Annotated in this window: 39 protein-coding genes and 1 tRNA gene; 16 read left to right on the top strand and 24 right to left on the bottom strand. The window is 44.3% G+C overall.

What is annotated here, in order from left to right; genetic code table 11:
• The first annotated feature begins 57 nt into the window (after positions 1 to 57).
• On the top strand, positions 58 to 2,070 hold the full coding sequence (gene uvrB, locus B3S93_RS11835; RefSeq protein WP_292356016.1) for an excinuclease ABC subunit UvrB: 2,013 nt from the start codon (positions 58 to 60) through the stop codon (positions 2,068 to 2,070).
• 98 nt (positions 2,071 to 2,168) lie between these two features.
• A tRNA-Val gene (locus B3S93_RS11840) sits at positions 2,169 to 2,245 on the top strand.
• Positions 2,246 to 2,338: 93 nt separating this feature from the next.
• Here the strand turns inward: B3S93_RS11840 and B3S93_RS11845 are convergent.
• The 22 genes from B3S93_RS11845 to B3S93_RS11950 all read right to left on the bottom strand — a co-directional run bounded on the left by B3S93_RS11845 (position 2,339) and on the right by B3S93_RS11950 (position 11,374).
• Entirely contained in the window at positions 2,339 to 2,674 is a 336-nt protein-coding gene (locus B3S93_RS11845; RefSeq protein ID WP_292403027.1) for a hypothetical protein, read from the bottom strand.
• Positions 2,675 to 2,701: 27 nt separating this feature from the next.
• Positions 2,702 to 2,992: a hypothetical protein gene (locus B3S93_RS11850; protein ID WP_292403029.1), complete on the bottom strand. Its 291-nt coding sequence runs from the start codon at positions 2,990 to 2,992 to the stop codon at positions 2,702 to 2,704.
• A 14-nt stretch (positions 2,993 to 3,006) separates the two neighbouring features.
• Positions 3,007 to 4,158: a phage integrase Arm DNA-binding domain-containing protein gene (locus B3S93_RS11855; protein WP_292403032.1), complete on the bottom strand. Its 1,152-nt coding sequence runs from the start codon at positions 4,156 to 4,158 to the stop codon at positions 3,007 to 3,009.
• Positions 4,159 to 4,356: 198 nt separating this feature from the next.
• Positions 4,357 to 4,548 carry a hypothetical protein gene (locus B3S93_RS11860; protein ID WP_292403036.1) on the bottom strand — a complete coding sequence of 64 codons (192 nt, stop codon included), beginning with the start codon at positions 4,546 to 4,548 and terminating at the stop codon, positions 4,357 to 4,359.
• Positions 4,549 to 4,580: 32 nt separating this feature from the next.
• On the bottom strand, positions 4,581 to 4,784 hold the full coding sequence (locus B3S93_RS11865) for a hypothetical protein (RefSeq protein ID WP_292403039.1): 204 nt from the start codon (positions 4,782 to 4,784) through the stop codon (positions 4,581 to 4,583).
• A gap of 1 nt (position 4,785) precedes the next feature.
• Positions 4,786 to 5,124 carry a hypothetical protein gene (locus tag B3S93_RS11870; protein ID WP_292403042.1) on the bottom strand — a complete coding sequence of 113 codons (339 nt, stop codon included), beginning with the start codon at positions 5,122 to 5,124 and terminating at the stop codon, positions 4,786 to 4,788.
• On the bottom strand, positions 5,121 to 5,345 hold the full coding sequence (locus B3S93_RS11875; RefSeq protein WP_292403045.1) for a hypothetical protein: 225 nt from the start codon (positions 5,343 to 5,345) through the stop codon (positions 5,121 to 5,123). Before B3S93_RS11875 ends, B3S93_RS11870 begins: the two co-directional genes overlap by 4 nt.
• Before the next feature lie 159 nt (positions 5,346 to 5,504).
• Positions 5,505 to 5,984 carry a hypothetical protein gene (locus B3S93_RS11880; RefSeq protein WP_292403048.1) on the bottom strand — a complete coding sequence of 160 codons (480 nt, stop codon included), beginning with the start codon at positions 5,982 to 5,984 and terminating at the stop codon, positions 5,505 to 5,507.
• A complete protein-coding gene (locus tag B3S93_RS11885; protein WP_292403050.1) occupies positions 5,984 to 6,304 on the bottom strand; it encodes a hypothetical protein in 321 nt (106 codons plus the stop codon). The genes B3S93_RS11880 and B3S93_RS11885 overlap by 1 nt, the downstream gene beginning before the upstream one ends.
• Before the next feature lie 11 nt (positions 6,305 to 6,315).
• Positions 6,316 to 6,795, bottom strand: a complete 480-nt coding sequence (locus B3S93_RS11890; RefSeq protein WP_292403052.1) for a hypothetical protein — start codon at positions 6,793 to 6,795, stop codon at positions 6,316 to 6,318.
• A complete protein-coding gene (locus B3S93_RS11895; protein WP_292403055.1) occupies positions 6,792 to 6,965 on the bottom strand; it encodes a hypothetical protein in 174 nt (57 codons plus the stop codon). The genes B3S93_RS11890 and B3S93_RS11895 overlap by 4 nt, the downstream gene beginning before the upstream one ends.
• The gene (locus tag B3S93_RS11900) at positions 6,962 to 7,144 is read right to left on the bottom strand and encodes a carbon storage regulator (RefSeq protein WP_292403058.1); all 183 of its coding nucleotides are present in this window, start codon (positions 7,142 to 7,144) and stop codon (positions 6,962 to 6,964) included. Before B3S93_RS11900 ends, B3S93_RS11895 begins: the two co-directional genes overlap by 4 nt.
• Positions 7,145 to 7,175: 31 nt before the next feature.
• Positions 7,176 to 7,385 (bottom strand): hypothetical protein, encoded by a 210-nt coding sequence (locus tag B3S93_RS11905; protein ID WP_292403061.1) that lies wholly within the window; start codon positions 7,383 to 7,385, stop codon positions 7,176 to 7,178.
• Between the two features lie 747 nt (positions 7,386 to 8,132).
• Complete coding sequence (locus B3S93_RS11910) at positions 8,133 to 8,525, bottom strand: single-stranded DNA-binding protein (protein ID WP_292403064.1); 393 nt, start codon at positions 8,523 to 8,525, stop codon at positions 8,133 to 8,135.
• Between the two features lie 8 nt (positions 8,526 to 8,533).
• Positions 8,534 to 9,358, bottom strand: a complete 825-nt coding sequence (locus B3S93_RS11915) for a YqaJ viral recombinase family protein (RefSeq protein ID WP_292403067.1) — start codon at positions 9,356 to 9,358, stop codon at positions 8,534 to 8,536.
• The gene (locus tag B3S93_RS11920) at positions 9,358 to 9,954 is read right to left on the bottom strand and encodes an ERF family protein (RefSeq protein ID WP_292403070.1); all 597 of its coding nucleotides are present in this window, start codon (positions 9,952 to 9,954) and stop codon (positions 9,358 to 9,360) included. The genes B3S93_RS11915 and B3S93_RS11920 overlap by 1 nt, the downstream gene beginning before the upstream one ends.
• Entirely contained in the window at positions 9,951 to 10,118 is a 168-nt protein-coding gene (locus tag B3S93_RS11925; protein WP_292403072.1) for a hypothetical protein, read from the bottom strand. Before B3S93_RS11925 ends, B3S93_RS11920 begins: the two co-directional genes overlap by 4 nt.
• Positions 10,102 to 10,278: a hypothetical protein gene (locus tag B3S93_RS11930; RefSeq protein ID WP_292403075.1), complete on the bottom strand. Its 177-nt coding sequence runs from the start codon at positions 10,276 to 10,278 to the stop codon at positions 10,102 to 10,104. The genes B3S93_RS11925 and B3S93_RS11930 overlap by 17 nt, the downstream gene beginning before the upstream one ends.
• A complete protein-coding gene (locus tag B3S93_RS11935; RefSeq protein WP_292403076.1) occupies positions 10,278 to 10,547 on the bottom strand; it encodes a hypothetical protein in 270 nt (89 codons plus the stop codon). The genes B3S93_RS11930 and B3S93_RS11935 overlap by 1 nt, the downstream gene beginning before the upstream one ends.
• A complete protein-coding gene (locus B3S93_RS11940) occupies positions 10,544 to 10,888 on the bottom strand; it encodes a hypothetical protein (protein WP_292403079.1) in 345 nt (114 codons plus the stop codon). Before B3S93_RS11940 ends, B3S93_RS11935 begins: the two co-directional genes overlap by 4 nt.
• A complete protein-coding gene (locus B3S93_RS11945) occupies positions 10,878 to 11,180 on the bottom strand; it encodes a hypothetical protein (RefSeq protein WP_292403082.1) in 303 nt (100 codons plus the stop codon). The genes B3S93_RS11940 and B3S93_RS11945 overlap by 11 nt, the downstream gene beginning before the upstream one ends.
• Positions 11,180 to 11,374: a hypothetical protein gene (locus B3S93_RS11950; RefSeq protein WP_292403085.1), complete on the bottom strand. Its 195-nt coding sequence runs from the start codon at positions 11,372 to 11,374 to the stop codon at positions 11,180 to 11,182. Before B3S93_RS11950 ends, B3S93_RS11945 begins: the two co-directional genes overlap by 1 nt.
• A 292-nt stretch (positions 11,375 to 11,666) precedes the next feature.
• On the opposite strand from B3S93_RS11950, the gene B3S93_RS11955 reads away from it, so the two are divergent.
• A complete protein-coding gene (locus B3S93_RS11955; RefSeq protein ID WP_292403088.1) occupies positions 11,667 to 12,281 on the top strand; it encodes a hypothetical protein in 615 nt (204 codons plus the stop codon).
• 140 nt (positions 12,282 to 12,421) lie between these two features.
• Here B3S93_RS11955 and B3S93_RS11960 read toward each other — a convergent pair whose 3' ends face one another.
• A complete protein-coding gene (locus tag B3S93_RS11960; protein ID WP_292403091.1) occupies positions 12,422 to 12,790 on the bottom strand; it encodes a helix-turn-helix domain-containing protein in 369 nt (122 codons plus the stop codon).
• 410 nt (positions 12,791 to 13,200) lie between these two features.
• On the opposite strand from B3S93_RS11960, the gene B3S93_RS11965 reads away from it, so the two are divergent.
• Positions 13,201 to 13,653, top strand: a complete 453-nt coding sequence (locus B3S93_RS11965) for a phage regulatory CII family protein (RefSeq protein WP_292403092.1) — start codon at positions 13,201 to 13,203, stop codon at positions 13,651 to 13,653.
• 200 nt (positions 13,654 to 13,853) lie between these two features.
• On the opposite strand, the gene B3S93_RS11970 is transcribed toward B3S93_RS11965, so the two are convergent.
• Positions 13,854 to 14,201, bottom strand: a complete 348-nt coding sequence (locus B3S93_RS11970) for a hypothetical protein (protein WP_292403094.1) — start codon at positions 14,199 to 14,201, stop codon at positions 13,854 to 13,856.
• A 30-nt stretch (positions 14,202 to 14,231) separates the two neighbouring features.
• Between B3S93_RS11970 and B3S93_RS11975 the strand changes: the two genes are divergently transcribed.
• The 12 genes from B3S93_RS11975 to B3S93_RS12030 all read left to right on the top strand — a co-directional run bounded on the left by B3S93_RS11975 (position 14,232) and on the right by B3S93_RS12030 (position 20,200).
• Positions 14,232 to 14,972, top strand: a complete 741-nt coding sequence (locus B3S93_RS11975; protein WP_292403097.1) for a helix-turn-helix domain-containing protein — start codon at positions 14,232 to 14,234, stop codon at positions 14,970 to 14,972.
• Entirely contained in the window at positions 14,969 to 15,769 is an 801-nt protein-coding gene (locus tag B3S93_RS11980; RefSeq protein WP_292403100.1) for a hypothetical protein, read from the top strand. Before B3S93_RS11975 ends, B3S93_RS11980 begins: the two co-directional genes overlap by 4 nt.
• A 45-nt stretch (positions 15,770 to 15,814) precedes the next feature.
• On the top strand, positions 15,815 to 16,039 hold the full coding sequence (locus B3S93_RS11985) for a hypothetical protein (protein WP_292403103.1): 225 nt from the start codon (positions 15,815 to 15,817) through the stop codon (positions 16,037 to 16,039).
• Positions 16,036 to 16,626 carry an HNH endonuclease signature motif containing protein gene (locus B3S93_RS11990; RefSeq protein ID WP_292403106.1) on the top strand — a complete coding sequence of 197 codons (591 nt, stop codon included), beginning with the start codon at positions 16,036 to 16,038 and terminating at the stop codon, positions 16,624 to 16,626. The genes B3S93_RS11985 and B3S93_RS11990 overlap by 4 nt, the downstream gene beginning before the upstream one ends.
• On the top strand, positions 16,626 to 17,021 hold the full coding sequence (locus B3S93_RS11995; protein ID WP_292403108.1) for a hypothetical protein: 396 nt from the start codon (positions 16,626 to 16,628) through the stop codon (positions 17,019 to 17,021). The genes B3S93_RS11990 and B3S93_RS11995 overlap by 1 nt, the downstream gene beginning before the upstream one ends.
• Positions 17,018 to 17,629, top strand: a complete 612-nt coding sequence (locus B3S93_RS12000) for a hypothetical protein (protein WP_292403111.1) — start codon at positions 17,018 to 17,020, stop codon at positions 17,627 to 17,629. Before B3S93_RS11995 ends, B3S93_RS12000 begins: the two co-directional genes overlap by 4 nt.
• Positions 17,626 to 17,913 (top strand): hypothetical protein, encoded by a 288-nt coding sequence (locus B3S93_RS12005; protein ID WP_292403114.1) that lies wholly within the window; start codon positions 17,626 to 17,628, stop codon positions 17,911 to 17,913. Before B3S93_RS12000 ends, B3S93_RS12005 begins: the two co-directional genes overlap by 4 nt.
• A 75-nt stretch (positions 17,914 to 17,988) precedes the next feature.
• A complete protein-coding gene (locus tag B3S93_RS12010) occupies positions 17,989 to 18,345 on the top strand; it encodes a DUF7681 family protein (RefSeq protein ID WP_292403117.1) in 357 nt (118 codons plus the stop codon).
• Positions 18,346 to 18,504: 159 nt separating this feature from the next.
• Positions 18,505 to 18,702: a hypothetical protein gene (locus B3S93_RS12015; RefSeq protein WP_292403120.1), complete on the top strand. Its 198-nt coding sequence runs from the start codon at positions 18,505 to 18,507 to the stop codon at positions 18,700 to 18,702.
• A complete protein-coding gene (locus tag B3S93_RS12020; protein WP_292403123.1) occupies positions 18,695 to 19,591 on the top strand; it encodes an HNH endonuclease in 897 nt (298 codons plus the stop codon). The genes B3S93_RS12015 and B3S93_RS12020 overlap by 8 nt, the downstream gene beginning before the upstream one ends.
• Positions 19,584 to 19,883, top strand: coding sequence for a hypothetical protein (locus B3S93_RS12025; protein ID WP_292403125.1), 300 nt, complete (start codon positions 19,584 to 19,586; stop codon positions 19,881 to 19,883). Before B3S93_RS12020 ends, B3S93_RS12025 begins: the two co-directional genes overlap by 8 nt.
• Positions 19,884 to 19,885: 2 nt before the next feature.
• Positions 19,886 to 20,200, top strand: a complete 315-nt coding sequence (locus tag B3S93_RS12030) for a hypothetical protein (protein ID WP_292403128.1) — start codon at positions 19,886 to 19,888, stop codon at positions 20,198 to 20,200.
• Positions 20,201 to 20,292 lie beyond the last annotated feature (92 nt).

Here is a 20,292-nt window from a genome sequence, read left to right on the forward strand (position 1 = left end):
AAACGATAGTGATTAGAAAACCGTAATATACGATAAACACGGACATTGCTAAAGAGTATGAAAAAACAATTTGAATTAGTCTGCGAGTTTGAACCGGCGGGGGATCAACCAACTGCGATTGCGTCGCTGGTTGAGGGATTAAACAACGGTGAAATGTGGCAGACCCTGTTAGGGGTCACCGGCTCGGGAAAAACCTTTACGATTGCCAATGTTGCGCAAGCTGTGCAGCGTCCGGTAATGGTTCTGGCACCCAATAAAACGCTGGCTGCACAACTTTATAGTGAGATGAAAGAGTTCTTTCCCAATAATGCGGTGGAATATTTCGTTTCCTATTACGATTATTATCAGCCGGAAGCCTATGTGCCGTCATCCGATACCTTTATCGATAAAGATGCCTCGGTGAACGAACAGATAGAGCAAATGCGTTTATCAGCAACCAAAGCCATGCTGGAACGGCGCGATGCGATTATCGTCTCCAGTGTGTCCTGTATTTATGGTTTGGGTGATAAAGATGCCTATCTGGCGATGGTCATGCATCTGGTTCAGGGCGATATCATTAATCAACGCGAAATTTTACGGCGTCTTGCCGAGTTGCAGTATTCGCGAAATGATATTGAATTATCGCGTGGTACCTATCGGGTTCGAGGCGAGGTTATTGATATATTCCCGGCTGAATCGGAACGTGATGCGGTACGTGTAGAGTTGTTTGATGATGAAGTTGAGCAGATCAGTTATTTCGATCCGTTAACGGGTGAAATATTGCAACGGATGAATCGCATTACCATTTATCCGAAAACGCACTATGCCACCCCCCGCGAGACCATTCTGGGTGCTGTGGATTCGATCAAAGATGAATTACGTGAAAGATTGGCTGAACTAAATGAACAGAATAAATTAGTCGAAGCTCAGCGCTTAGAGCAGCGCACCCGTTTTGATATCGAAATGTTATTAGAGCTTGGCTACTGCAACGGTATTGAAAACTATTCTCGACATTTATCGACTCGACAAGCAGGAGAGGCACCGCCCACTTTATTTGATTATCTGCCTGATGATGCCATTTTGGTCATTGATGAAAGCCATGTGATGATTCCGCAGATTGGCGCGATGTATAAGGGGGATCGGTCACGTAAGGAAACGCTGGTGAATTATGGTTTCCGATTACCGTCTGCACTGGATAACCGACCAATGATGTTTGATGAATGGGAAAAGCAGGCACCGCAAACCATTTTTGTTTCGGCTACGCCCGGGAAATATGAAGCAGAACATGCTGGCAATATCGTCGAACAGGTAGTGCGTCCAACCGGGTTAATCGATCCAGAAGTGGAAATTCGTCCGGTCGGTACGCAGGTCGATGATTTGCTTTCCGAGATTAATAAACGCACAGCCGTCAATGAGCGGGTTTTGGTCACCACCTTGACCAAACGTATGTCTGAAGATCTCACTGATTATCTTCGCGAACACAACGTCAAAGTGCGATATCTGCATTCGGATATCGATACGGTCGAACGGATGGAGATTCTGCGTGATCTACGGCTGGGTGAGTTTGATGTGCTGGTGGGTATCAACTTACTCAGGGAAGGACTGGATTTACCTGAAGTCTCGCTGGTAGCGATTCTGGATGCTGATAAAGAAGGGTTCCTGCGCAGTGACCGTTCGCTGATTCAGACAATTGGGCGTGCAGCGCGAAACCTTAATGGTAAAGCGATTTTATATGCCGACAAGATTACCGGCTCAATGCAACGGGCAATTGATGAAACCGATCGGCGTCGTGAAAAACAGATTGCCCACAATCTGGAGCATGGCATTACCCCGATGGGTATTATCAAATCGATTCGTGGTGGCATGGATGATTCGAAAAGCAAAAAAGAGGAAAAACTGCGCTTTGCCGAAGTGGCAGAAGAACATGCCAAATATGCCTCACTGTCTCCACAACAATTGGCCAAACGTATTCAACAGATTGAAAATGCAATGTATAAACATGCACAGAACCTGGAGTTTGAAGAAGCGGCTAAATTAAGAGATGAACTTGATAAAGTCAGAAAGATGGCGCTAGGGCCGGTTGCTTTGTAATAGAGACCTATACATACGCTTGGAAATACTTAGTTCTATTGGCGGTATAAAGCGCTTGCAAAATATGCCTGACTGCGTATAATTTCGCGCTTCACAGCAGGCACGTAGCTCAGTTGGTTAGAGCACCACCTTGACATGGTGGGGGTCGTTGGTTCGAATCCAATCGTGCCTACCAATTTACTCTATATAATTCAGTAAGTTGGCGGGTTTTTACTTTTCGCCTTTCGCATAAAATAATATATAATAATATTCAAATAATATACGATCACTATTTACTGTGATCAACATGACCAATTGTGCCTACACTGGCAAACTTCTTTTCTAACTTCTTTCTGCCGTACTGAGCTTTCCATATCGGTTTGAAAATACGAACCGATTCATCGTAAGATAAATGCCCACCATAAATAACGTTGGCATCAAAATCTGCAAATTTACCTTTCCCGTCAGTGCAAACGGCAATATGCTTGCGATCCTTATAATCCACAAAGAAGCAATGCCTTAGAGGGTTCAGTTCGCCAGCACAAACATTAGTCACTGGATCCCCGAAAGAAATACCCTTCATCCTTCCTTTTGCAATCTTTTTAATTTCTAACATTTCACTCATTACCAACCCCCATTAAGCCCGTAGGCATTAAAATCTAAAATGCTCTTTTCCGTTTCGAAGAATCTCTAGCGCCATTTTTACACGCAGCTTATCCTCCCCTTGAAAGTCCCTTGGCTCAATCGTAGTGTTCTCAATTATCCAGTCAAAAGAATCAAGGCCCATCAACGCCGTTTCCACGTCCTCTAAGATTTTCCTGTAACGTAAGACCTCATCTGCAGCCACGGACAAGTACCGTATAGGATCTGACTTTATTTGAGCCTCTTTTATCGCAGCTACGGCTGTGAGTCGTGCAAAAATATTTAAGTGCTTTTCATCCATAATGATAAGGCCTATTAGTTTTTCTGAGGAAGTACGGCAGGCATTTCAATCCTAACCCATTCAATATGCCGATCCAGATAATCTTGCGTAGTTTTCTCTTTACGATGCCCACGCAATAACTGGAGCTGCTTCGTTGTCCATCCTTGTTTTTCCCGTAACGATTCACCTAATGCAAGTAATTCGTGAAACGTTGGTGGGTTTTCCATTTTAATGCCTGCCAAATCTCTGGCCTTGGCAAATCCATCGCTAATCTGCTTAACTGATAACTGCATCGAGTGCGTTTTTTCTTTTGACTCTTTACGCCGTTGCCGTGACTCATGGACTAAATAAGGGCAAGCCAAATCATCCCGACAATTACGTACAATATCATCCAGCGTTTTTGCACCAGCAGCAGAGTAGGCCACTGGTAATGATGCAGGTATTTCAATATTCGAATTGCTGCCATGCTTTCGGGTCTTCTGAATAATCACCCGGTAAAATTCACCTTCCTTGCTGTCAAAGCGCCATTTTTGGATATCGCTACGCCGTTGCAGGGCGTTCAAGGATAGCTCCATAGCGTTCTTAATCGGTGTGCTGGCATGTTTGTATATCAATTCGTATTGCTCAAGCGTAAGCGGCTGACGTTTGGTTTTATCCATGTCGCGCTTAACAATTTTCTCAGCAATGTTTTCAGGGTATTTTTCATCTGAAACCGCTTGCCGGAAAATCATCACTAGCAAGGTTCTGTGCTTGTTGTAAACCTCTGCTGTTGAGCGAGTGTTTAAGTATTCTGCTATATGACGCTGGCCAATCGTTTCAAAACCATGATGGCCTAACTCGGTAATGAAGGTTTTAATCAGGCGAGAATATTCCCGTACAGTGCTATCTGATAATGGCTGACCATTTACCCGTTTTTGGGGAATGATTTCATCACGGAAGTATTCAAGGTATTCTGAGAATGAGCCGGCAGGTTGAACGACTTTTCCGACTAAGTCAGGGTTCTGTTTTAATAGCTGCTGTAACTGTTTAGCTGCTTCAATCGCCTCCTTACGGTTAAAACCAAAGCCGTGATACTTGCCAGTAATAGGGTGCTTATACTGATAATAATTGCGCTCACCGCGTTTCTGAACATATAAATTCAGTCCGGCTAAATCCTTATTACCGCGCTTTCTAGGCCGTGGCGTCATTTCTCAGCACCTTTGAAACCAAATGATTTGCTGGCTTAATCTTATCGAGATCAACATAGTACATTCCGCCGATAATTTCACCCTGAATTTCGCCGTTATCAATCCATTTTTTTATCGTGTTCACAGACGGCCGTGAGCCTTCCGCAAAGCGTTTCTTCCTGTAGACTGATACTTTCATTAGGGGCATTGTTATCGACCTTAATCTAAATTTAACTGTGAAAAAGTTAATGGTGGCATATAGCCAGAAGCTGACTGTCTGTACCATCGTGGCATCGGGCAATCCTTCCCAATAAACTTGTTAAGCAAAATATCTCTTTGCTCTAAAGTTAAATCTTCACCAATAACTCTACCGTCATAATTTGAAACAACTGTATATCTGTCTTCGCTCATTTCATTAATCCTTATTCAATTCGGTGATGATGCTAGTTACCTGGAAAGCACAAATATTTTCTTGTGGGCATATCATCTCTTTTGTCCTGAATCCATCCATCCGGTCTTGGCTCGCAAGCCTCAATTATTTCTATTTCATCGGCATCCAACATGACCTGCTCACTAAAGCATTGATAGATAACATCCAAGTCTTGTGGTTGTGTTTTTAAATATTCAATTAATTCTGAAACTTTCATATCACTTACCCTCTAGGCTGTTGGCGTATTCATCAAGCTCTTGTTCGTACTCCCTTAGCGCTTGAACAACAGCAAACTTCCCGCGATTAAAAGCAAAATATTGGTCGGCAGTGTAATTATCCGGCACATTTACACTTTCAATTCGTTCGCGAAACTCCAGTAATGTTTCTATTTTTGCCGCCTTAAGCTGCTGCTCAAGGTTGAATATAGAAATATCTCTATGTGCTAATTCGGCTGCAATATCTGACTTACTGTGAAGGCCTTCTTTGGTCATGGCATTTATATGCCTGACGTAATAATCTTCCTGCTCAATAATGTCTCTTTCAGCGTATTCACTCATTCCCCATTACTCCCGTTGCTTTGTTGGCGTAGCTTTTTGATAGATTCCAGCTTTTGTAAGCAATGATTTACTACTTCCTGTAAGGTGTTAGTATTATCACCATCAGCGATAGCTTTAACTTCCGCCATGTGGTCTGCCAGAATATCTCTGTGTCGCGCCAGCTCATCGTTTTGGCGTTGAAGCTCGGCTATTACCTTGTTGTTGTCTGTTACTATTTCCATTATCAATCCTCCATAAACCGGGCAATAATATGTCCGATTAAAAGCACTGCAAACACAAAAACACCGAAAGCTATATACGCACACAATTCACTCATAATCACTCTCCAATAGCTGAAAGTAGATGGCTGTTACATTCGGTTATTTCGGTTGGGGTGGGTTTCATAATTCCAGCTCTCCGCGAATGTATGCTTCAACGTCTTTGCACAAATCGTTAACAGCTAACTCAAAACTTCTTTCTAATTGATTTTGTATTAACTCTGAAATCGCGTTATCAGTCAGCGGCTTAATCTTTCTAAACCCATTGTCATAAAGTGTTTTGCAGAAATCCTCCCGAGACAGCATTCCTGTTTTAGCGCCATGCAAGTAAGGGTCAAGCAAAAGCATTTCAGCAACAGCCAAATCTCGCCGCTTTTCGGCTTCTGTTTTGATTTGACGAAACGAAACGTTATAATCCATGAAGTCCATAAAGCACTGCTCGTCATTTTCATCCCTAACGACAGCGCCGCACGAGCTCAAAAATTCCGGGACACACTTTTCAAAATCAGTGGCAAAGTCTTCCAGTCCTTCTACTCTAGCTACAGAGCGAAACTCACAAGCCTCACCAACCACAGGCACCCACCCATCATTTGATTTAGTCATTAGCTGTCTCCGCGTCCTAGCTCATGCAATGCTTTTAGCGTGCCAGGGATAATCTCGTCTGGTGATAAATCAGCCAAGGATTCGCACTCCAATTCCGCACGATAACGGCACCAGCATGAAAGAAAAGCTGATGCTTCTTCGTGTCGCAGGTACGCGCTATTGTTGTAAGCGTCCATACCTACATTCCAAGTGGTTCCGTTTAGCACAACAATGACTGCATCTGAATAATCCTCACGCATGTCACGTTCAATATGGTGAACTTCTGCCATAGGAATGATGTGTGTTTTTCCTGAAAAAATACTCTCGGTTACTGTTTTCATAAATTCCTCCATTACGCTGCAAATCTGCGAGCAACTTCATGCTCGATATTGCTTTCATCAATCCCCATGCGTTTTAGGCTGCTGAGCAGGTTAGCCAGGTAGTGCTGCTCTGGGTCATGTTCTGGCAGTACAGGGTCCTTCATCTTTTTCATGTGCCGGCCACCATTGTTTTTCAGTGCTTTAAAGTCGTCATGCTCTACGGCAAAATCAACACCATGCCGCTTGATTCGGGCAGACATTGCAGAGCAAGTGCATTTAACGGCCGCAACCTCAATAAGCTCGTCTAATGTCATTTGCTGGCCTTTGTAGTCATAACGCTTTTTCATGCGCTCACCCTGGTTTAATCGGGTATATGCCATCGCATCATAGGCTCCATACTTTGATAGCAGTAAGGCCATATAAGAGCGTCCTACGCCTTTAATCTCAGCTAACTGACGAACGGTTAAGTGCTCGCCGTTGTATTCGTGTTTTGTTGGTGCTGGTCCTTTCATTTCGTCTCCTCGATAAATTTCAAATCTTCGTCAAGAATTTCACACCAGATACCCTGAATACCTACAAGCTCAAATTGATGCCATGAACCGGACTTGCCAAAATAAGTTAATCTTTCAGGCTGGTCTTTCCAGTTGTATCTACCGCCTCTAACTAAATCCTCTGCTTTCATTTCGCTGTCTCCAGTTTGCTTGCTAGTTTCCGTTCACGTAGTTCTGACCTGTCATTTTCTACTGATAAAGGTGCGTCAATGCCGATTCTGACCTGCCCTCTATTTACTTCCAAAACCGTCACCACAATGTCATCACCGATGATGATTGAGTCTCCCACTGAGCGAGTTAATACCAACATCAGTTAATTCCTTCTTGTGTGTGGTTAAGGTTCACGCTTCAACCCATTTGAAATCTGGATAAGTTCCAGTAAGTGTGTAGCCGCAATTCCCCTTTGGAAAAGCAGGCATGGCATCAACGCATTTCTGGCAATAAGCTCTATATCCGCCTACGTTTCCATCGATTCCACCCTTAAGCGGAGTAGAGCAGCCAGGGCATGAAATGCCGATATCATCTTTATCTGCTGTATTTGGTGAGGCCATTGCCTTATTCCTTTGTAAAATGTCTTTTAGAGCATGTCGCAATCGCAGCCATCTTGGCCGCACCAGTAGCACCTGAATGCGAAATCATCCTCATCACACATACATGAACTATCAAACGAGCTATCACACAGCCCGCCCGCCATAACGCCAGCACAAGGAACGTCACTGCATACCTGGCAGCAATCACACTGTTTCCTTAATAAATCCATTACATGCTTTGGTGGTGCGTATTCGTTCATAATAATTTCCTCGTTAAAAGTGTTATCGCATTGGACTAACAACTGCTAATCACTGAGAAAGAAGAGGGCACGTCTAATAGCTTTCACAGTTGCTAGTCCGATGAGAACTTGCGTATTCAATATTGGACGCTGGATTTAAAGTGGCGCGCCTAACCACTAATGCGAGGTCTTTCGACATCTGGTGCCTTACGGGTCTATTCCAGTTCATCCCGTCGCTTCTAGGCTTCACGCATTGGGATAGTGACTCTACCCATCAACAGGGTTTATTCCTCCAGGCTTTACAAGCCACCATCCCGATACGATCACCTGTATCAGCTGCCGGGCTTTCTCCGGCGCGTTATCATGACTATCTCCTTTTGCTTAGTTAACGCTTATCTATTCTCAAAAATTCCAGCCTATTGCTGGCACCCTTTAGCCCCATTTAAGGGGCTGGTTGTTAATCGGGAGTGGTGGTTAAATAATCGTGCCGCGTAAGTGCTGGTTAAATGGAATATCTTGATCATCAAAGTCATTGCCAGCTGAATAATCCGGCCCCGCTTGTTGTGCTGCTGGTTGTGGTCGTGATTGCTGCTGCCCCCCCTTCTTTTTTACTGCCAATCAAATCAATGCTGTTTACATTCAATTCCAGGCTTTTCTTTTCTATACCGTCATTACCTGTAAAAGCGTTTTCAGATAACTCTCCCGATACCGCTACAGACTGACCTTTAACTAAATACTGAATTAACCCTCCTGTTGCTCTGTTACCCCAAAGATTACAACGCACCCACATCGTTTTTTGCCTATCACCAAAGCCCGTTGTTATAGCTAATGGGAAGGTCGCTACGGTTGAACCTGATGGTATGGCGCGTGTTTCCACATCACGTCCGATATTGCCTGTTGCTGAGTAGTTGCTTAAGCTCATTTTTATTCCTATTTAACGGTGATTCGATATGAATAAACCGGCTCAACTAATTGCTCCGTTGCCAGTTCGATTTTGTTTTCCTTGATGTATGCGGCTGGTGTTTGCTTTTTCTCCCAGACTTCCGAAACCGAAACCCGAACACCACCACCCATTGCAGAATGATTCCCTGCCAGACTCTGCAAGCTTGTAGCAACGACTTTCTTACTCGCTTCCAGGTTCTTTATTTGCTGATCAATCTGTTTGTAGTTTTCAGCCAGTGCCAGCCATTCGGAGTCAGAACGCTCAAAGTTTTCAAGGTCTTCCCGCCATTGCTTCCAGCCATTGATTAACTTTTCCTGGCGTTCAGGCTGTGGCTTATACTCATGGTGCGTAATAGCTCTATCTTTACGGCTGGTAATGGTTAAAACCGCCATTTCGGCTCCGGAGACTAAAAGCTGATGCTCAAGCTGCCAGTAATACAGGGCTGGAATATCGGTAAACGTCTTGCCGGTAAATTTATGCTCCCAGACCAGATCGTTATCCATTGTGATACCGTCAAAGCTTGCCAGCAGTTTCAATCCTTCCATTTCTTTAATGCCCACTAACGGGCTAACGGATAAACCATAATCTTCCTCAAACACTGGGCGAGCTTCGGCCTCTGCCGCATGACCTTCATCGAACAGTCCCTGCATTTTTGAGTTATCACGTTGACGAAGCCCGAGCGCATACTCCATTTCAATGTCGCGGCTGTTGTAACCTTCACCCATCATGGCGGGGGCGATTGACGCGGTAAAAGCCTTCTCGCGCGCTTTGAGCCATTCCGGTGTTCCTTGTTGCAAATTTAAGACCTTCATTACGCAGCCTCCTTAACTTTCTTGTTTAGCATGGCAATCGCAGCCTTAAATGCCCGTTGTGGAAGTTCATCAACACTGTTGATGGTGTAACCTTCCTTGCCTGAGAAGTGCTGTAGAAACCGGGCAGTATCTGTTGATGTTTCGTGAATGCGATCCTTCAACTCTTTTGCCTGGTCTGCCGTAACCACTGCTGGTTTAGGCGCTGTATCTACATGGGTTTTATGCTCGTCCGTGTCTGCATCTTTAGTGTCGTCAATAGCAAACAGGCCGTTTAATGCGTACTTACGGGCATAACTGGATGCTGTGCCAGTAATCTGGCTATCATCCATTCCTTTCTTGGTTTCAGCCTCTCTTGCAAGTGCTGTTGATTCAGCAATCACCTTGTCTCCTTGCATAACCCGGCATGTTGCTTTTATGTAAACGCGATCACCAACACCAACAACATCATCACTCATACTTAAATAGTATTCATGCTTTGCCAGGATTGGCTTTACAGCCTCAACAATATCCTCACAACTACGGTATTTATACTTACCAAAACTGTTGAACTGACCTTTAGGCGCTTTTAATTCCGCCTGAATTTTTGACATACTCATTGCATTAACTCCTTTTCTAAAGCTTCTGCCAGTGCAGATTCACGCTCCGATGTTTCATATCCGCGCCCGTAAGCGTCTTTAAATTCTTCGCTAGCATCTGATGGACATTCAAGCCCTTGCTGACCTGCTAGGAAGCCATCAACAAAATCATTCTTGCTGTTCATCTTCTTCTCCTTCCTGGTTGTTATTTCCAAAAATCTCATAAAAAGCAGTTCTTTCTGCTTCGTTCAAACCCTGTTCAAACTGTTTCTCTAAAGTTGGTTCAGCCATAGCTATTCCCATGAAAATTAATAAGCCGAATGTGATTTCGCGTAGGGTGGTCATTACTCATCCCTGTTAACAATGAAATAATCGCCACTAGAAAACATGGAGCCTGACTGTTCGCCACACGCTTTTTTGATGGCTTTCTCAGCTGGCTTTACAGCATCAATCATTGCTAGATGCAGCTGCATTGCGTATCCGTAATGGCTTTTTTGTAAAACAACCACTTTCTCAAGAGCCTCAAACAACTCCCTAGCCACATCAGCAGGAACCCATTCTGTTATTTCGCCGTGACCTGCTACTTCGGGGAATAGGTAGGTTTTAAGGGTCATGATTGTTCTCCGCGTGCTTTGGCTAGGGCGGCATCAGCATCAAACAAGTGCCCAATCATTTTTGGATGGTTTTTAATATCGGCTTTCATTTTCTTAACTTCTTCTGTCAAGCAATGCAGCGCCTCATACAAATCAGGTGCGGCTTTCTGTAAAGCAATATTTGCTTCTGCTTCACGCGCTCTTTCTTGTCTCAACGGCTCTGTTCTTTCGCGCATATCCAGCCATGACTCACCATCAAGCTTTTCATCGCTGACGGATAATGGGTAATTAACGCCATTCTTAATCACGCCGCCAAGTGGCAAAACTTGATCCCAAGGAGCAGGAGTAAATTTAGTAGTCATAATCGCTCTCCATAACTGCCAGCTTTTGGCTTAATTCTGATTCTTCACGCTCAGCAATCATCTGGTCTTCAATGAAGTCAAAATGGTCAGATTCGATTGCAGCCCAAACGCCATCAATATTTATTCTGGCCTTGGTGACTGATGGTCTATCGCCATTCATGTCATAGGTAATGATTGCTTCGTAGCTCGTATCACCAATAGTCAAATCCATATCGTGACTGAGGCCTGTTTCAGCAAAAGGGCTTAGCGGGTGACTGTCGAATTGGCGGATACCTTCTGGATAATTACCCATCACAGCACCCCCATAACTTTAAGAAGCGGTTGCAAAACCATGTTTGCCAAAGGCCATGCAAAAATCCAAACAAGGAAGGTGCAGGCGATTACATGCAGGATGATTTCCAGTACACCCATAGGCTTTCTAGGCACTGGGTATTCGGCAGAACAATCACCGACTCGATAAGTAGGTTGTATCTTTGCTGACTTCATGTTGTTTTGCTCCCGTAACCGTTGTTGGTTTGGTCGAGACCGGCGTTGCCTTTGTGGCTTAAGCCGGTCAACAGAGAGGGCGCTAGGCATTTTTACGTGTGTTTGTTCACTGTTCGCCGGTTTCTCTGTGACCGTGGGGCTATTATTGAACAATTGTTCCGTACATGTCAAGAACAATTGTTCCGGGTTTGTAAATAAAAAGGCAAATATTACTATCGTTTAAATATATGGCGCGTAAACAGGTGTTTTATAGGATAAACTTGTTTTGTATTAATCTAACAAGGAATTACTGATGAGAATGTTCGTCTTGATTACTGCCATTATGATTGCAGGCTGCACTCCGTACTCATATGAGCAAGCAACTCAATCCCCACCTCAAGATTTAAGCAAGGAGGGTTTCAGTGAGAAAATAACGGTTAAGGATGGCCCGCTTGAAGATAAGGCGGAGATTAATACCTTATATGGCTTTAGATCGTTTAATACTAGCGGTGAGGTATGGAATGATAACTTTTTGAGGGCATACATAGATAAATCTACAGGTAGGACGACATACCAGGTATATGATGTTATTTACATGAAAGATTGGTCAAATTTTTACCAGGTAAACTATTTATCCAGCGGCGATTTAAAGTCTAAACCGCTTCTTAAGATATCAAGCGATGTTATATCTTGCAGCTACATAAGTGAATATGGCTGCACCCTAAGAGAGGATGTAGCCTGGAGCGTTGATAGGAATCTGCTTGAGCGCATAGCTTCAACTTATACAACCGTTGCCGATAGAGCTACATGGGAATACAAGCTTAAAGCTAGAACGGGATCGGATGAAAATAGAATGTTCTTCGCTGCTGAAGTAGCGGCACTGCTTGAGGCTGTTGACAGCTATAAATCTAGCAATGGTTTAAATTAATTTTACAGATATAGACTTACAGGCTTCACAATTAAAAACCTGCTCACCTTCAGCGTTAAGGTGCAATAACCGCCATTTATGTTTGTGTATTTTGCACCATATACGCGTAACGGGTGTATGCCACGCAGTAGATATAATCATTAATGTGCGTGACTATCGCCGTTTGAAACTTTGCGGGTGGCTTCGCGCTTAGCGGCATCTTCTATAAAAGCCTTTCCGTCAGGATCGGCTTTATTCCAGTTATCAATTAAGGCTTCAATGTGGCGCATTTGCTTAATATCACCCATAAGCTGAGGCATAATCAATTGCCAACCAGTTAAGTTGAAAGCTGCAGCCAGCTTGTCTGCGATCTCAATTGAAGGGCAACGCTCACCGCTGAGTATGTAACGTATCATTCTCGCGGTAACGCCGCTTTTCTTTTCCAAGTCCTTTATTTCCCACTCGCACATATCCATTAACCTTTTCAGGTTATTAACGAGGGTTTCCTGGGTAGATGGTTTGTTTTGCATATCATGTACTTTATACAAAACGTCGGGAAATTTTGTTCCTAATTTGAACGATTGTTCTTGACAGGTTGCGGAACAACTGTTCATAATTCACCCATGAATAAAAACTTATATGAACAGACATTGAAGTTACTTAACGCCAGCGATTTATCGCCGGAGTTCGTGGCTTCCAATATTGGTGTAACCGGGAGATGGGTTCGCAAGGTTCGTGATGGAATCATCAAGGAACCTGGCGTGCAAAAAATCCAGCGCCTACATGACTTCCTTAGCACTAATAAATCAGCCGCATAACAGCTCACCTTCGGGTGGGCTTTTTTTGTGCCTGATACGTTTTTGAAAGCTGATTTATCCATGACTCCAGATTAACCGAGCCATGGCAAGAAAAATATATTTAAGTTCCAGGAGTTCAAACAATGAATCAAGTTAAGTTAGCCATCTGGAGCACAGCACACGAATACAAGGACGGCAAAAACGGTGCATTCCGTGAGCTATCCGCATTAATGGGTATGAGTGAGCAGGTCATGCGTAATAAAGCTTGCCCAACTTCTGAAAACTCCTACTTTTCACCTGATCAGTTACTCAACCTGCAAAACATTGCAGACGACTACCGCATTAACAATGCTATGCGGCTGGCTGAAAAGCGCGCTGGAGCAACTGAGCGGGGCGTAACTGAATCACTGCTACATATCACCAGCGAATTAGGCTCAATGGCTCATATCATTAGTGAGGCCGAAGCTGATAACAAATACACAGAACGAGAGAAATCCGACTGCATTAGCCAGTTAAATCGAATTGAAAAAGCCTGTGAGCATTTAAAGCTGGCTATTCATCAGCAGGAAGCTGGCAAGTTGGTGAGGGCTGTTTGATATGAACCTAATCGACACAATCATAACCTCAAAAACATTCAACCTTATCCCTAATATCATTAAGTGGATCTGGTCTCCGGTCTCCAAGCGTCAGCACTTTCTCAGGCTTCGTGAGGTGTATGAGATTTTTGGAGAAAACGACTTCCAGCCATACAGCGATGTATACGGGAGAAAGGCCGCTGTCCGTCGTTATTTCAAAATCACTGGTGCTGCAACCAGCTCCACCCGGTGCTAAACCCCATGGCTGTCCAGTTCTCATCATCAATTTCAGCGACGAATATGCTATCACCCGCTAGTAAAGGGGATAGCCGAATCATCCCTGTATCGCCGTTAAGTACTGAGCGTATACCTCTGGCAACCAGATTTGACACAACAAAAAAAGCAGCGCATCGGCCGTCTGATGAGGTCATGAATTGCTTACATCGTTCATCGCTAATTTTCTCGATCGCTTTCTTTATTTCCCGCCAATTAGTCAGGGGCGTTTCATCACTAATTTTTATAGTTATGACGTATTTAGCTGTTTCTTCGTTATCTTCTGATAGGTACATCCATTCCACCTCATTAAAGAATTTAAGCTCATGAGTATTGAGCAATTAAATTTAGCGTTTAAGGCTGGCATTCAAAAAGCAGCCACCAAGTTCGTGCTTGTTGCCCTTGCTGACTACGCAAATGAGGCGGGTGAAGCCTACCCAACAATTGAAACGATCACAGCTAAAACATCCCTTAATCGCAAGACAATCATATCAGCGCTCAAAGAGCTTTCATTGCTTGGACTTATCACTGACACCGGCATGGTGAGAGGTAAAACGGGACAAGTGAAAGTCTGGAAGTTACAACTTAAACCCTCCAATGAAAGAGTACCAAAAACGGGACACTTAGATAAAGCAAAAAAACAACCAATGAAAGAGTCCCAAAAACGGAACAGTACCGAAAACGGAACAGTACCGTTTTTTCCTCCTAACGATCCCGAAAACGGGACTGTTAAAGAGTCCCAAAAACGGGACACAGAACCATCAGTTCTTTTAACCACCATAGAACCACCAGTTAAAGAGAAGGCGCCCGCGAAGAAATTCATGCCGCCAACTGAAAGTGAAATCGAAGCCCTAGCCTACGAGCAAAATTTAAACCTTGATGGCTATTTTGATTACTACGAATCAAACGGCTGGATGGTGGGTAAAAACAAAATGAAGAACTGGCAGGCCGCAGCAAGAAATTGGCATAAACGCCAAAAGCAATTTAACCGCGGCAACTCAAAAACCGCTCGCCGTCCTGGTGAGCTCAATTATCAACGTGAAGTACCAGGGGAGCGATTATCGTGATAGCCCAAAACTTGAAAGAATTTGATATTGCCTTGTGCGAGGCGCTGGCAATTTTTGACAAGCACCCACCTGAACCCTCGGTGGTTGAGTTCTGGATGAATATCTTATCGCCTTACAGTATTGAGCAGGTAAAGCGAGCATTCAAGGTTCATGTGGCAAAAAGCCATTTTGCACCAAAGCCAGCAGACATAATCGAAATCATCAACCAGCAAGACGGCAGACCATCAGCAGACGAAGCTTGGCCTATTGCCCTGCAAGGCGCTGATGAAAACACAACGGCCGTATGGACTGAGGAAATTGCACAGGCCTGGTATCACTGCCAGCCCGTATTTGAATCAGGCGATGAAATAGGCGCTCGCATGGCTTTCCGTCAGCACTACCAAAGACAAATTGAGCACTCCCGCATGACTGGACAGCCAATCCGCTGGACAGTTTCACTCGGACACGATCAGGCTCAGAAAAAAACAGCATTGGAAGTGGCTCAGCAAAAAGGGCTTATCTCACAAAGTCGCGTTACTGGATTACTTCCATCGCCAGAGCCAACAGGTGATGGTCAGCACATAGCTGCACTGGTTGGTTATGACGGCACGTTTGAAGCACCTATCACCAACGAATCAAAAGCAGGTTTTAAAAAACTACGCGAAGCGCTCGCGTCATCCACGCCTGAGCCACGCGTGAACAAAGTTGAGCAGCAAAAGCAGGACGAACAAAAACGCCGTGATGAACTGGCAGAGCAAGAAAGATTACTGCTTGAAGCCAGAAACCGCTATCAGGAGCAGCAGTATGATCACAACTAACACCAGAACAAAAGATCCAGTATCACAGATGATTTGGAGCACATTATGAATTTATCAACATTAAACAGCAGCTTATTTGCACAACTTGATCGGCTTGGTAGTGAAAGCTTGAAAGGTGATGCCTTACGCGAAGAGATAGAGCGAAGCAAAAGCATTGTTTCGGTTAGCGGGCAGATTATCGACAACGCAAAAATTGCCATACAAGCGCATGAATTGCAGCTTGAATACGGCATTAAATCACCACTGCCAAAAATGCTGGATCAGATATGAAAGGCCGGCAAATTAAATACGGCCAGGCTGAGTTAGATTTCATCTATGCGAATCGGACAATGGTTCGCAGGGAATTAACCGACGCTGTAAACGCTAAGTTTAATGCAAGCCATGACATTAAAAACATTAACGCACTTTGCAAACGAAAAGGCTGGATGACAGGTAGGACAGGCTGCTTTAAGAAGGGCAATATTCCTAGTCCGTTGGCTGGTTGTAAGGGGCCAAATAAAACCACATTCAAAAAAGGCAATACTCCAGTTAATCATCGTCCGGTAGGTTCCGAGCGGATCTCAAAAGATGGATGGCTGGAAGTCAAGATTGCAGAGCCAAGAAAGTGGTGCGGCAAGCACCGCGTTGAATGGGAAAAGCATCACGGACCAATACCGAAAGGCCATATTGTCATTTTCGTTGATGGAAATCCGCTTAACTGGCAGATAGAAAACCTGCAAATGATAAGCAGGGCAGAGCACGCGATTTTAAATAAACGTGGCCTGAGAAACGTTCCAGACGCAGTTAAGCCAGTGGCTATTACCTACGGACGATTGATTAACCGAGTCCGTGAAAAGACCACAGCGAGAGCCGCCTAATGCTCTCCCGCACCTTCATATTCCTGGATGACCAGAGACGCGACAAAATAAAAGTTGGTCTTTACGAGTGCCTTAAATCTTTACCGGCTGATAAGAAGTATCGCATCACGGTTCAGGATTACGTTGAAGATAAGACGGCAGAGCAGCGCGCTTTCTTCCATACCCTGTGCGGCATATTTGCGGACGAGACCGGTTACACAAAAGGTGAGATTAAAGAGCTGTGCAAGTTTGAGCTGATGGGTACGACATTCGTAAATCTGGCAGGCCGTGAAATCGAGGTCGTCAAGTCAAGCGAAACCCTCAAAAAACAAGAGTACAGCGAGCTAATCGAAACCTGTTACCGATTGGCGGCTGAGGCTGGAATAAGTCTGCCATCAGCGAGGTATGCAGCATGAACGTTCTAGTTGCTTGCGAATACTCTCAAGTCGTAACTCAAGCGTTTATTGCTGCAGGCCATAACGCATATTCAAATGACATTCTTGAAACAGAGGGTGACCCATCAAAACATATCCAGGGTGACTGCATAGAGGCTATCAGGTCGCGCAAATGGGACTTAATAATTATCCATATTCCATGCACCGCAATGGGCGTATGTGGTAACGGAACCTATGGAGAAGGCAAAGCGAAGCATCAGGAAAGGCTTGATGCAATAGATTTTGCATTAAAGGTATGGGGCGTGGCTTGCGAGCATTCTGAGCGTGTATCAATGGAAAACCCGGCAAGCGTTTTATTCCCAATACTGAGAAGCCAGAGAGGTGCTGACATTCAATATGTTCAACCCTACGAGTTTGGGCATCCAGAGCAGAAAAAAACAGGATTTGCATTAAAGGGGTTGCCACGATTAACCGGAACAGATGATGTTTACGAACACATGATGACATTGCCAAAACATGAGCGGGAGCGGGTTTTTTATATGTCACCAAGTAAGGATAGAGGCAAAGAGCGGGCAAGATTCTTTCCGGGGATAGCAAATGCAATGGCTACTCAATGGGGTGATTTATGAGCAAGTTAACGCAAAAATCCAAAGGCACAACCTGCATCAGATGCGGCTCACCTGACGCTTACTCATGCCATTACAACGGTGAAATGCAGCACTGGTACGGAAAGGGTAGAGGTCAGAAATGCAGTGACATGGCAACAGCAGAGTTTTGTTACGTGTGCGATCAACTGTTCAGTGAAGGCGTAAACATCTATCACAACAAGGCTGAGCGTTCAGAAATGTTCCTCCACTTCATCATGCTAACGAATATCAGACGATTTAACGAAGGGGTTTTGAAGGTTGCATGACCAAGCACCAGCAGAGATTGCCAAGGCTATTTTTGCGATGCAAAGCAGGGCAGAGCAGGAAAGGGCGTTAAGTGAATGCCCGAACAACAAACAGGTACGGCATTGTCTGAATATCTTTATAGAGCGCCGGAGACTATGCCGAGTCTTTGGTTGGAGTATGTGGTTATGAAAGATCAACACACGAAAATTAGCGGCTACCGCGACTTAAGTCAGGAAGAAATTGATTTGATGAATGAGATTAAGGCTCATGCAGAAGAAGTGCGACTACTTATCCATAAAATTGATCAACATATTAACTCCCAGCGGGAAACCGTGGACAACCCTCACACAGTTACAACGAACCCATCGCGCTGGCTGGCAGAAGGTAGAACCGATTTGCAGAAAGGTTACATGTGTTTGGTTCGCTCAGTAGCTCAGCCAGCAACATTTTAACTAAATGATTAACGGTCTCTGTGCGGCTTATTACGCTGAAAAAGTACTGGCCGCACAGACCAAAAAAGAACGCCAAAAACTGCTAGACGAAGTGCCAGAGCATTTAAAGAATTGGGTTAAACGAATTGTGGTTAATGAGTTTGAGATGAGGAAGCGTAAATGAAGCAGCCAATAAAAAACAGAAGATATTTTTTACATCAAAAATCAGGTGGTAAATATGAATTGCTGATGATTGCTGTAATGGAGGTCGACCTAACTAGAGCTTGTGTTTATCAAAGTGTTGATAACGGCAGTTTGTGGATTCGGCCTGAAAACGAGTTTTTTGACGGAAGGTTTAAGGAGTTGGTTGATGGGTAAATACCGTCAAGCCGCGAGAGTGGACGAAAACCAAGCCTTCCGATCAGGTCTGCAGAAGGTGGCTTGTTGTAAATACTGCAGTAATGATTTTTTTCATTGCAACAGACCATCAAGGCCACCTAAGTATTGTTCTACAGAATGCCAAAATCAAGCTCACTCCGAAAGAATGTCTGGCAGCGGCAACATAAACTATAAAGGCGTTATGGATGAGTTGAGGGTTTGCCCAACTTGTGGCGAAAAGTTCAAGCCGGTTAATGCTAAATCAAAATACTGCAGCAGAAGTTGCCTTGGCTCAAGGCCGGATAACATTGAAAGGCTTAAAGTGATTGCGCCTATTGCCGCAGCAATTTCAAATTCAACCCAGCAGCCCAGACCTAAACTCGGACGGAAAAACACTTGCAAGACCTGTAGTAAGGTTTTCCGCGATATTCATAAGAGGACTTATTGCGATGATCATATTGGGCATGTAAACGGCAAGCCACCCATGCAGAAGAAGGCAAAGTGCTCTATTTGTGGCAGTGATTTTGAGCGTCAATATGCAGGCAACGCAAGAAGAACTTGCTCTGACTTCTGCAGAAGCAAGCAATTAGCTAAACGGCAGAAAGGCGCTAAATCTCACAGATGGCAAGGCGGAAAAACTACTGATGCCATGATTATTAGAGGCTCCTTCGAATACAAGAGCTGGCGTGTTGCAGTATTTGAGCGCGACGGCTATCAGTGCCAAATATGTGGTCAGGTTGGCGGAAAACTAAATGCAGACCATATCAAGCCGTTTAGTACACACCCAGAGCTTCGTTTAAATATCGACAACGGCAGGACTCTCTGCATCGGCTGCCACAGGCAGACAGAAACATATGGAATTAAAGCTTTGAGGGCTGCCAATGAGTAAGTTTAGAAGGGCTGCAAGAGTTGATGATAATCAAAAATCCATAGTCAGCGACTTAAGGAAAATGGGTTACAGCGTACTGACTGGGCATGACGATATTTTGGTTGGACACAACGGGGTTACATATCTTTTTGAGATAAAAAATCCTGACAAAGCAGTTAAAAAATCAGGCGGCTTCAAAGCCGGTGCAATCAAAGACAGCCAAATCAAGTTAGCGGCGGAGTGGAAAGGTCATTACGCCATTGTTCATAGCTTAGAGCAAATATTAGATGAAATTAAATCAACTGGAGAATAGCAATGGATAAAAAATTAGACGCTGGAGCTTTACATCTTGCCGCGAAAGCCGTTTCAGGCGCTGGTGCAAGCATTCAAAAAGAAAGGGAATACAAGCATGTTGGTATTTACAGGGCAATCGAAGATATTAATTTAATTATCAGAGATTTAGATCGGGTGCTTGAGGATATTACCCATACCGGTGAGTTTGATGGCGAACGTGATGACTCTCCACCGCCCTCCTTGGTCCAGTTTATGGATAGTGCCCAAGACGATATTACGCAGAAGATAACTGCGGCTAGAGAAAGAATTGGGCGCATCAGAAGCTTGATTCTTTGAGTTTTCGATATGGCTGATGATGCAGACAAAACCAGTGACCGCCAAGAGAAGCAACCAGCCAGGAAAAAGCCAACATCACTTGATTGCGTCGA

The sequence above is a fragment of the Methylophaga sp. UBA3613 genome (assembly GCF_002375415.1).
Lineage (GTDB): Bacteria > Pseudomonadota > Gammaproteobacteria > Nitrosococcales > Methylophagaceae > Methylophaga.

Bases quoted from the DNA above. Each gene is read 5' to 3' on its own strand.
- B3S93_RS11905 (WP_292403061.1), bottom strand. From the start codon at position 7,385: ATGGCCTCACCAAATACAGCAGATAAAGATGATATCGGCATTTCATGC.
- B3S93_RS11870 (WP_292403042.1), bottom strand. From the start codon at position 5,124: ATGAGTGAATACGCTGAAAGAGACATTATTGAGCAGGAAGATTATTAC.
- B3S93_RS11880 (WP_292403048.1), bottom strand. From the start codon at position 5,984: ATGACTAAATCAAATGATGGGTGGGTGCCTGTGGTTGGTGAGGCTTGT.
- B3S93_RS12030 (WP_292403128.1), top strand. From the start codon at position 19,886: ATGGATAAAAAATTAGACGCTGGAGCTTTACATCTTGCCGCGAAAGCC.
- B3S93_RS11965 (WP_292403092.1), top strand. From the start codon at position 13,201: ATGAATCAAGTTAAGTTAGCCATCTGGAGCACAGCACACGAATACAAG.
- B3S93_RS11915 (WP_292403067.1), bottom strand. From the start codon at position 9,358: ATGAAGGTCTTAAATTTGCAACAAGGAACACCGGAATGGCTCAAAGCG.
- B3S93_RS12000 (WP_292403111.1), top strand. From the start codon at position 17,018: ATGAACGTTCTAGTTGCTTGCGAATACTCTCAAGTCGTAACTCAAGCG.
- B3S93_RS11850 (WP_292403029.1), bottom strand. From the start codon at position 2,992: ATGGATGAAAAGCACTTAAATATTTTTGCACGACTCACAGCCGTAGCT.
- B3S93_RS11865 (WP_292403039.1), bottom strand. From the start codon at position 4,784: ATGAAAGTTTCAGAATTAATTGAATATTTAAAAACACAACCACAAGAC.
- B3S93_RS12015 (WP_292403120.1), top strand. From the start codon at position 18,505: ATGAAGCAGCCAATAAAAAACAGAAGATATTTTTTACATCAAAAATCA.
- B3S93_RS11895 (WP_292403055.1), bottom strand. From the start codon at position 6,965: ATGAAAGCAGAGGATTTAGTTAGAGGCGGTAGATACAACTGGAAAGAC.
- B3S93_RS11945 (WP_292403082.1), bottom strand. From the start codon at position 11,180: ATGGGTAATTATCCAGAAGGTATCCGCCAATTCGACAGTCACCCGCTA.
- B3S93_RS11900 (WP_292403058.1), bottom strand. From the start codon at position 7,144: ATGTTGGTATTAACTCGCTCAGTGGGAGACTCAATCATCATCGGTGAT.
- B3S93_RS11910 (WP_292403064.1), bottom strand. From the start codon at position 8,525: ATGAGCTTAAGCAACTACTCAGCAACAGGCAATATCGGACGTGATGTG.
- B3S93_RS11950 (WP_292403085.1), bottom strand. From the start codon at position 11,374: ATGAAGTCAGCAAAGATACAACCTACTTATCGAGTCGGTGATTGTTCT.
- B3S93_RS11845 (WP_292403027.1), bottom strand. From the start codon at position 2,674: ATGAGTGAAATGTTAGAAATTAAAAAGATTGCAAAAGGAAGGATGAAG.
- uvrB (WP_292356016.1), top strand. From the start codon at position 58: ATGAAAAAACAATTTGAATTAGTCTGCGAGTTTGAACCGGCGGGGGAT.
- B3S93_RS11855 (WP_292403032.1), bottom strand. From the start codon at position 4,158: ATGACGCCACGGCCTAGAAAGCGCGGTAATAAGGATTTAGCCGGACTG.
- B3S93_RS11960 (WP_292403091.1), bottom strand. From the start codon at position 12,790: ATGCAAAACAAACCATCTACCCAGGAAACCCTCGTTAATAACCTGAAA.
- B3S93_RS11885 (WP_292403050.1), bottom strand. From the start codon at position 6,304: ATGAAAACAGTAACCGAGAGTATTTTTTCAGGAAAAACACACATCATT.
- B3S93_RS11970 (WP_292403094.1), bottom strand. From the start codon at position 14,201: ATGTACCTATCAGAAGATAACGAAGAAACAGCTAAATACGTCATAACT.
- B3S93_RS11920 (WP_292403070.1), bottom strand. From the start codon at position 9,954: ATGAGTATGTCAAAAATTCAGGCGGAATTAAAAGCGCCTAAAGGTCAG.
- B3S93_RS11935 (WP_292403076.1), bottom strand. From the start codon at position 10,547: ATGACCCTTAAAACCTACCTATTCCCCGAAGTAGCAGGTCACGGCGAA.
- B3S93_RS11990 (WP_292403106.1), top strand. From the start codon at position 16,036: ATGAAAGGCCGGCAAATTAAATACGGCCAGGCTGAGTTAGATTTCATC.
- B3S93_RS11940 (WP_292403079.1), bottom strand. From the start codon at position 10,888: ATGACTACTAAATTTACTCCTGCTCCTTGGGATCAAGTTTTGCCACTT.
- B3S93_RS11860 (WP_292403036.1), bottom strand. From the start codon at position 4,548: ATGAGCGAAGACAGATATACAGTTGTTTCAAATTATGACGGTAGAGTT.
- B3S93_RS11985 (WP_292403103.1), top strand. From the start codon at position 15,815: ATGAATTTATCAACATTAAACAGCAGCTTATTTGCACAACTTGATCGG.
- B3S93_RS11995 (WP_292403108.1), top strand. From the start codon at position 16,626: ATGCTCTCCCGCACCTTCATATTCCTGGATGACCAGAGACGCGACAAA.
- B3S93_RS12010 (WP_292403117.1), top strand. From the start codon at position 17,989: ATGCCCGAACAACAAACAGGTACGGCATTGTCTGAATATCTTTATAGA.
- B3S93_RS11890 (WP_292403052.1), bottom strand. From the start codon at position 6,795: ATGAAAGGACCAGCACCAACAAAACACGAATACAACGGCGAGCACTTA.
- B3S93_RS12020 (WP_292403123.1), top strand. From the start codon at position 18,695: ATGGGTAAATACCGTCAAGCCGCGAGAGTGGACGAAAACCAAGCCTTC.
- B3S93_RS11925 (WP_292403072.1), bottom strand. From the start codon at position 10,118: ATGAACAGCAAGAATGATTTTGTTGATGGCTTCCTAGCAGGTCAGCAA.
- B3S93_RS11955 (WP_292403088.1), top strand. From the start codon at position 11,667: ATGAGAATGTTCGTCTTGATTACTGCCATTATGATTGCAGGCTGCACT.
- B3S93_RS12025 (WP_292403125.1), top strand. From the start codon at position 19,584: ATGAGTAAGTTTAGAAGGGCTGCAAGAGTTGATGATAATCAAAAATCC.
- B3S93_RS11930 (WP_292403075.1), bottom strand. From the start codon at position 10,278: ATGACCACCCTACGCGAAATCACATTCGGCTTATTAATTTTCATGGGA.
- B3S93_RS12005 (WP_292403114.1), top strand. From the start codon at position 17,626: ATGAGCAAGTTAACGCAAAAATCCAAAGGCACAACCTGCATCAGATGC.
- B3S93_RS11975 (WP_292403097.1), top strand. From the start codon at position 14,232: ATGAGTATTGAGCAATTAAATTTAGCGTTTAAGGCTGGCATTCAAAAA.
- B3S93_RS11875 (WP_292403045.1), bottom strand. From the start codon at position 5,345: ATGGAAATAGTAACAGACAACAACAAGGTAATAGCCGAGCTTCAACGC.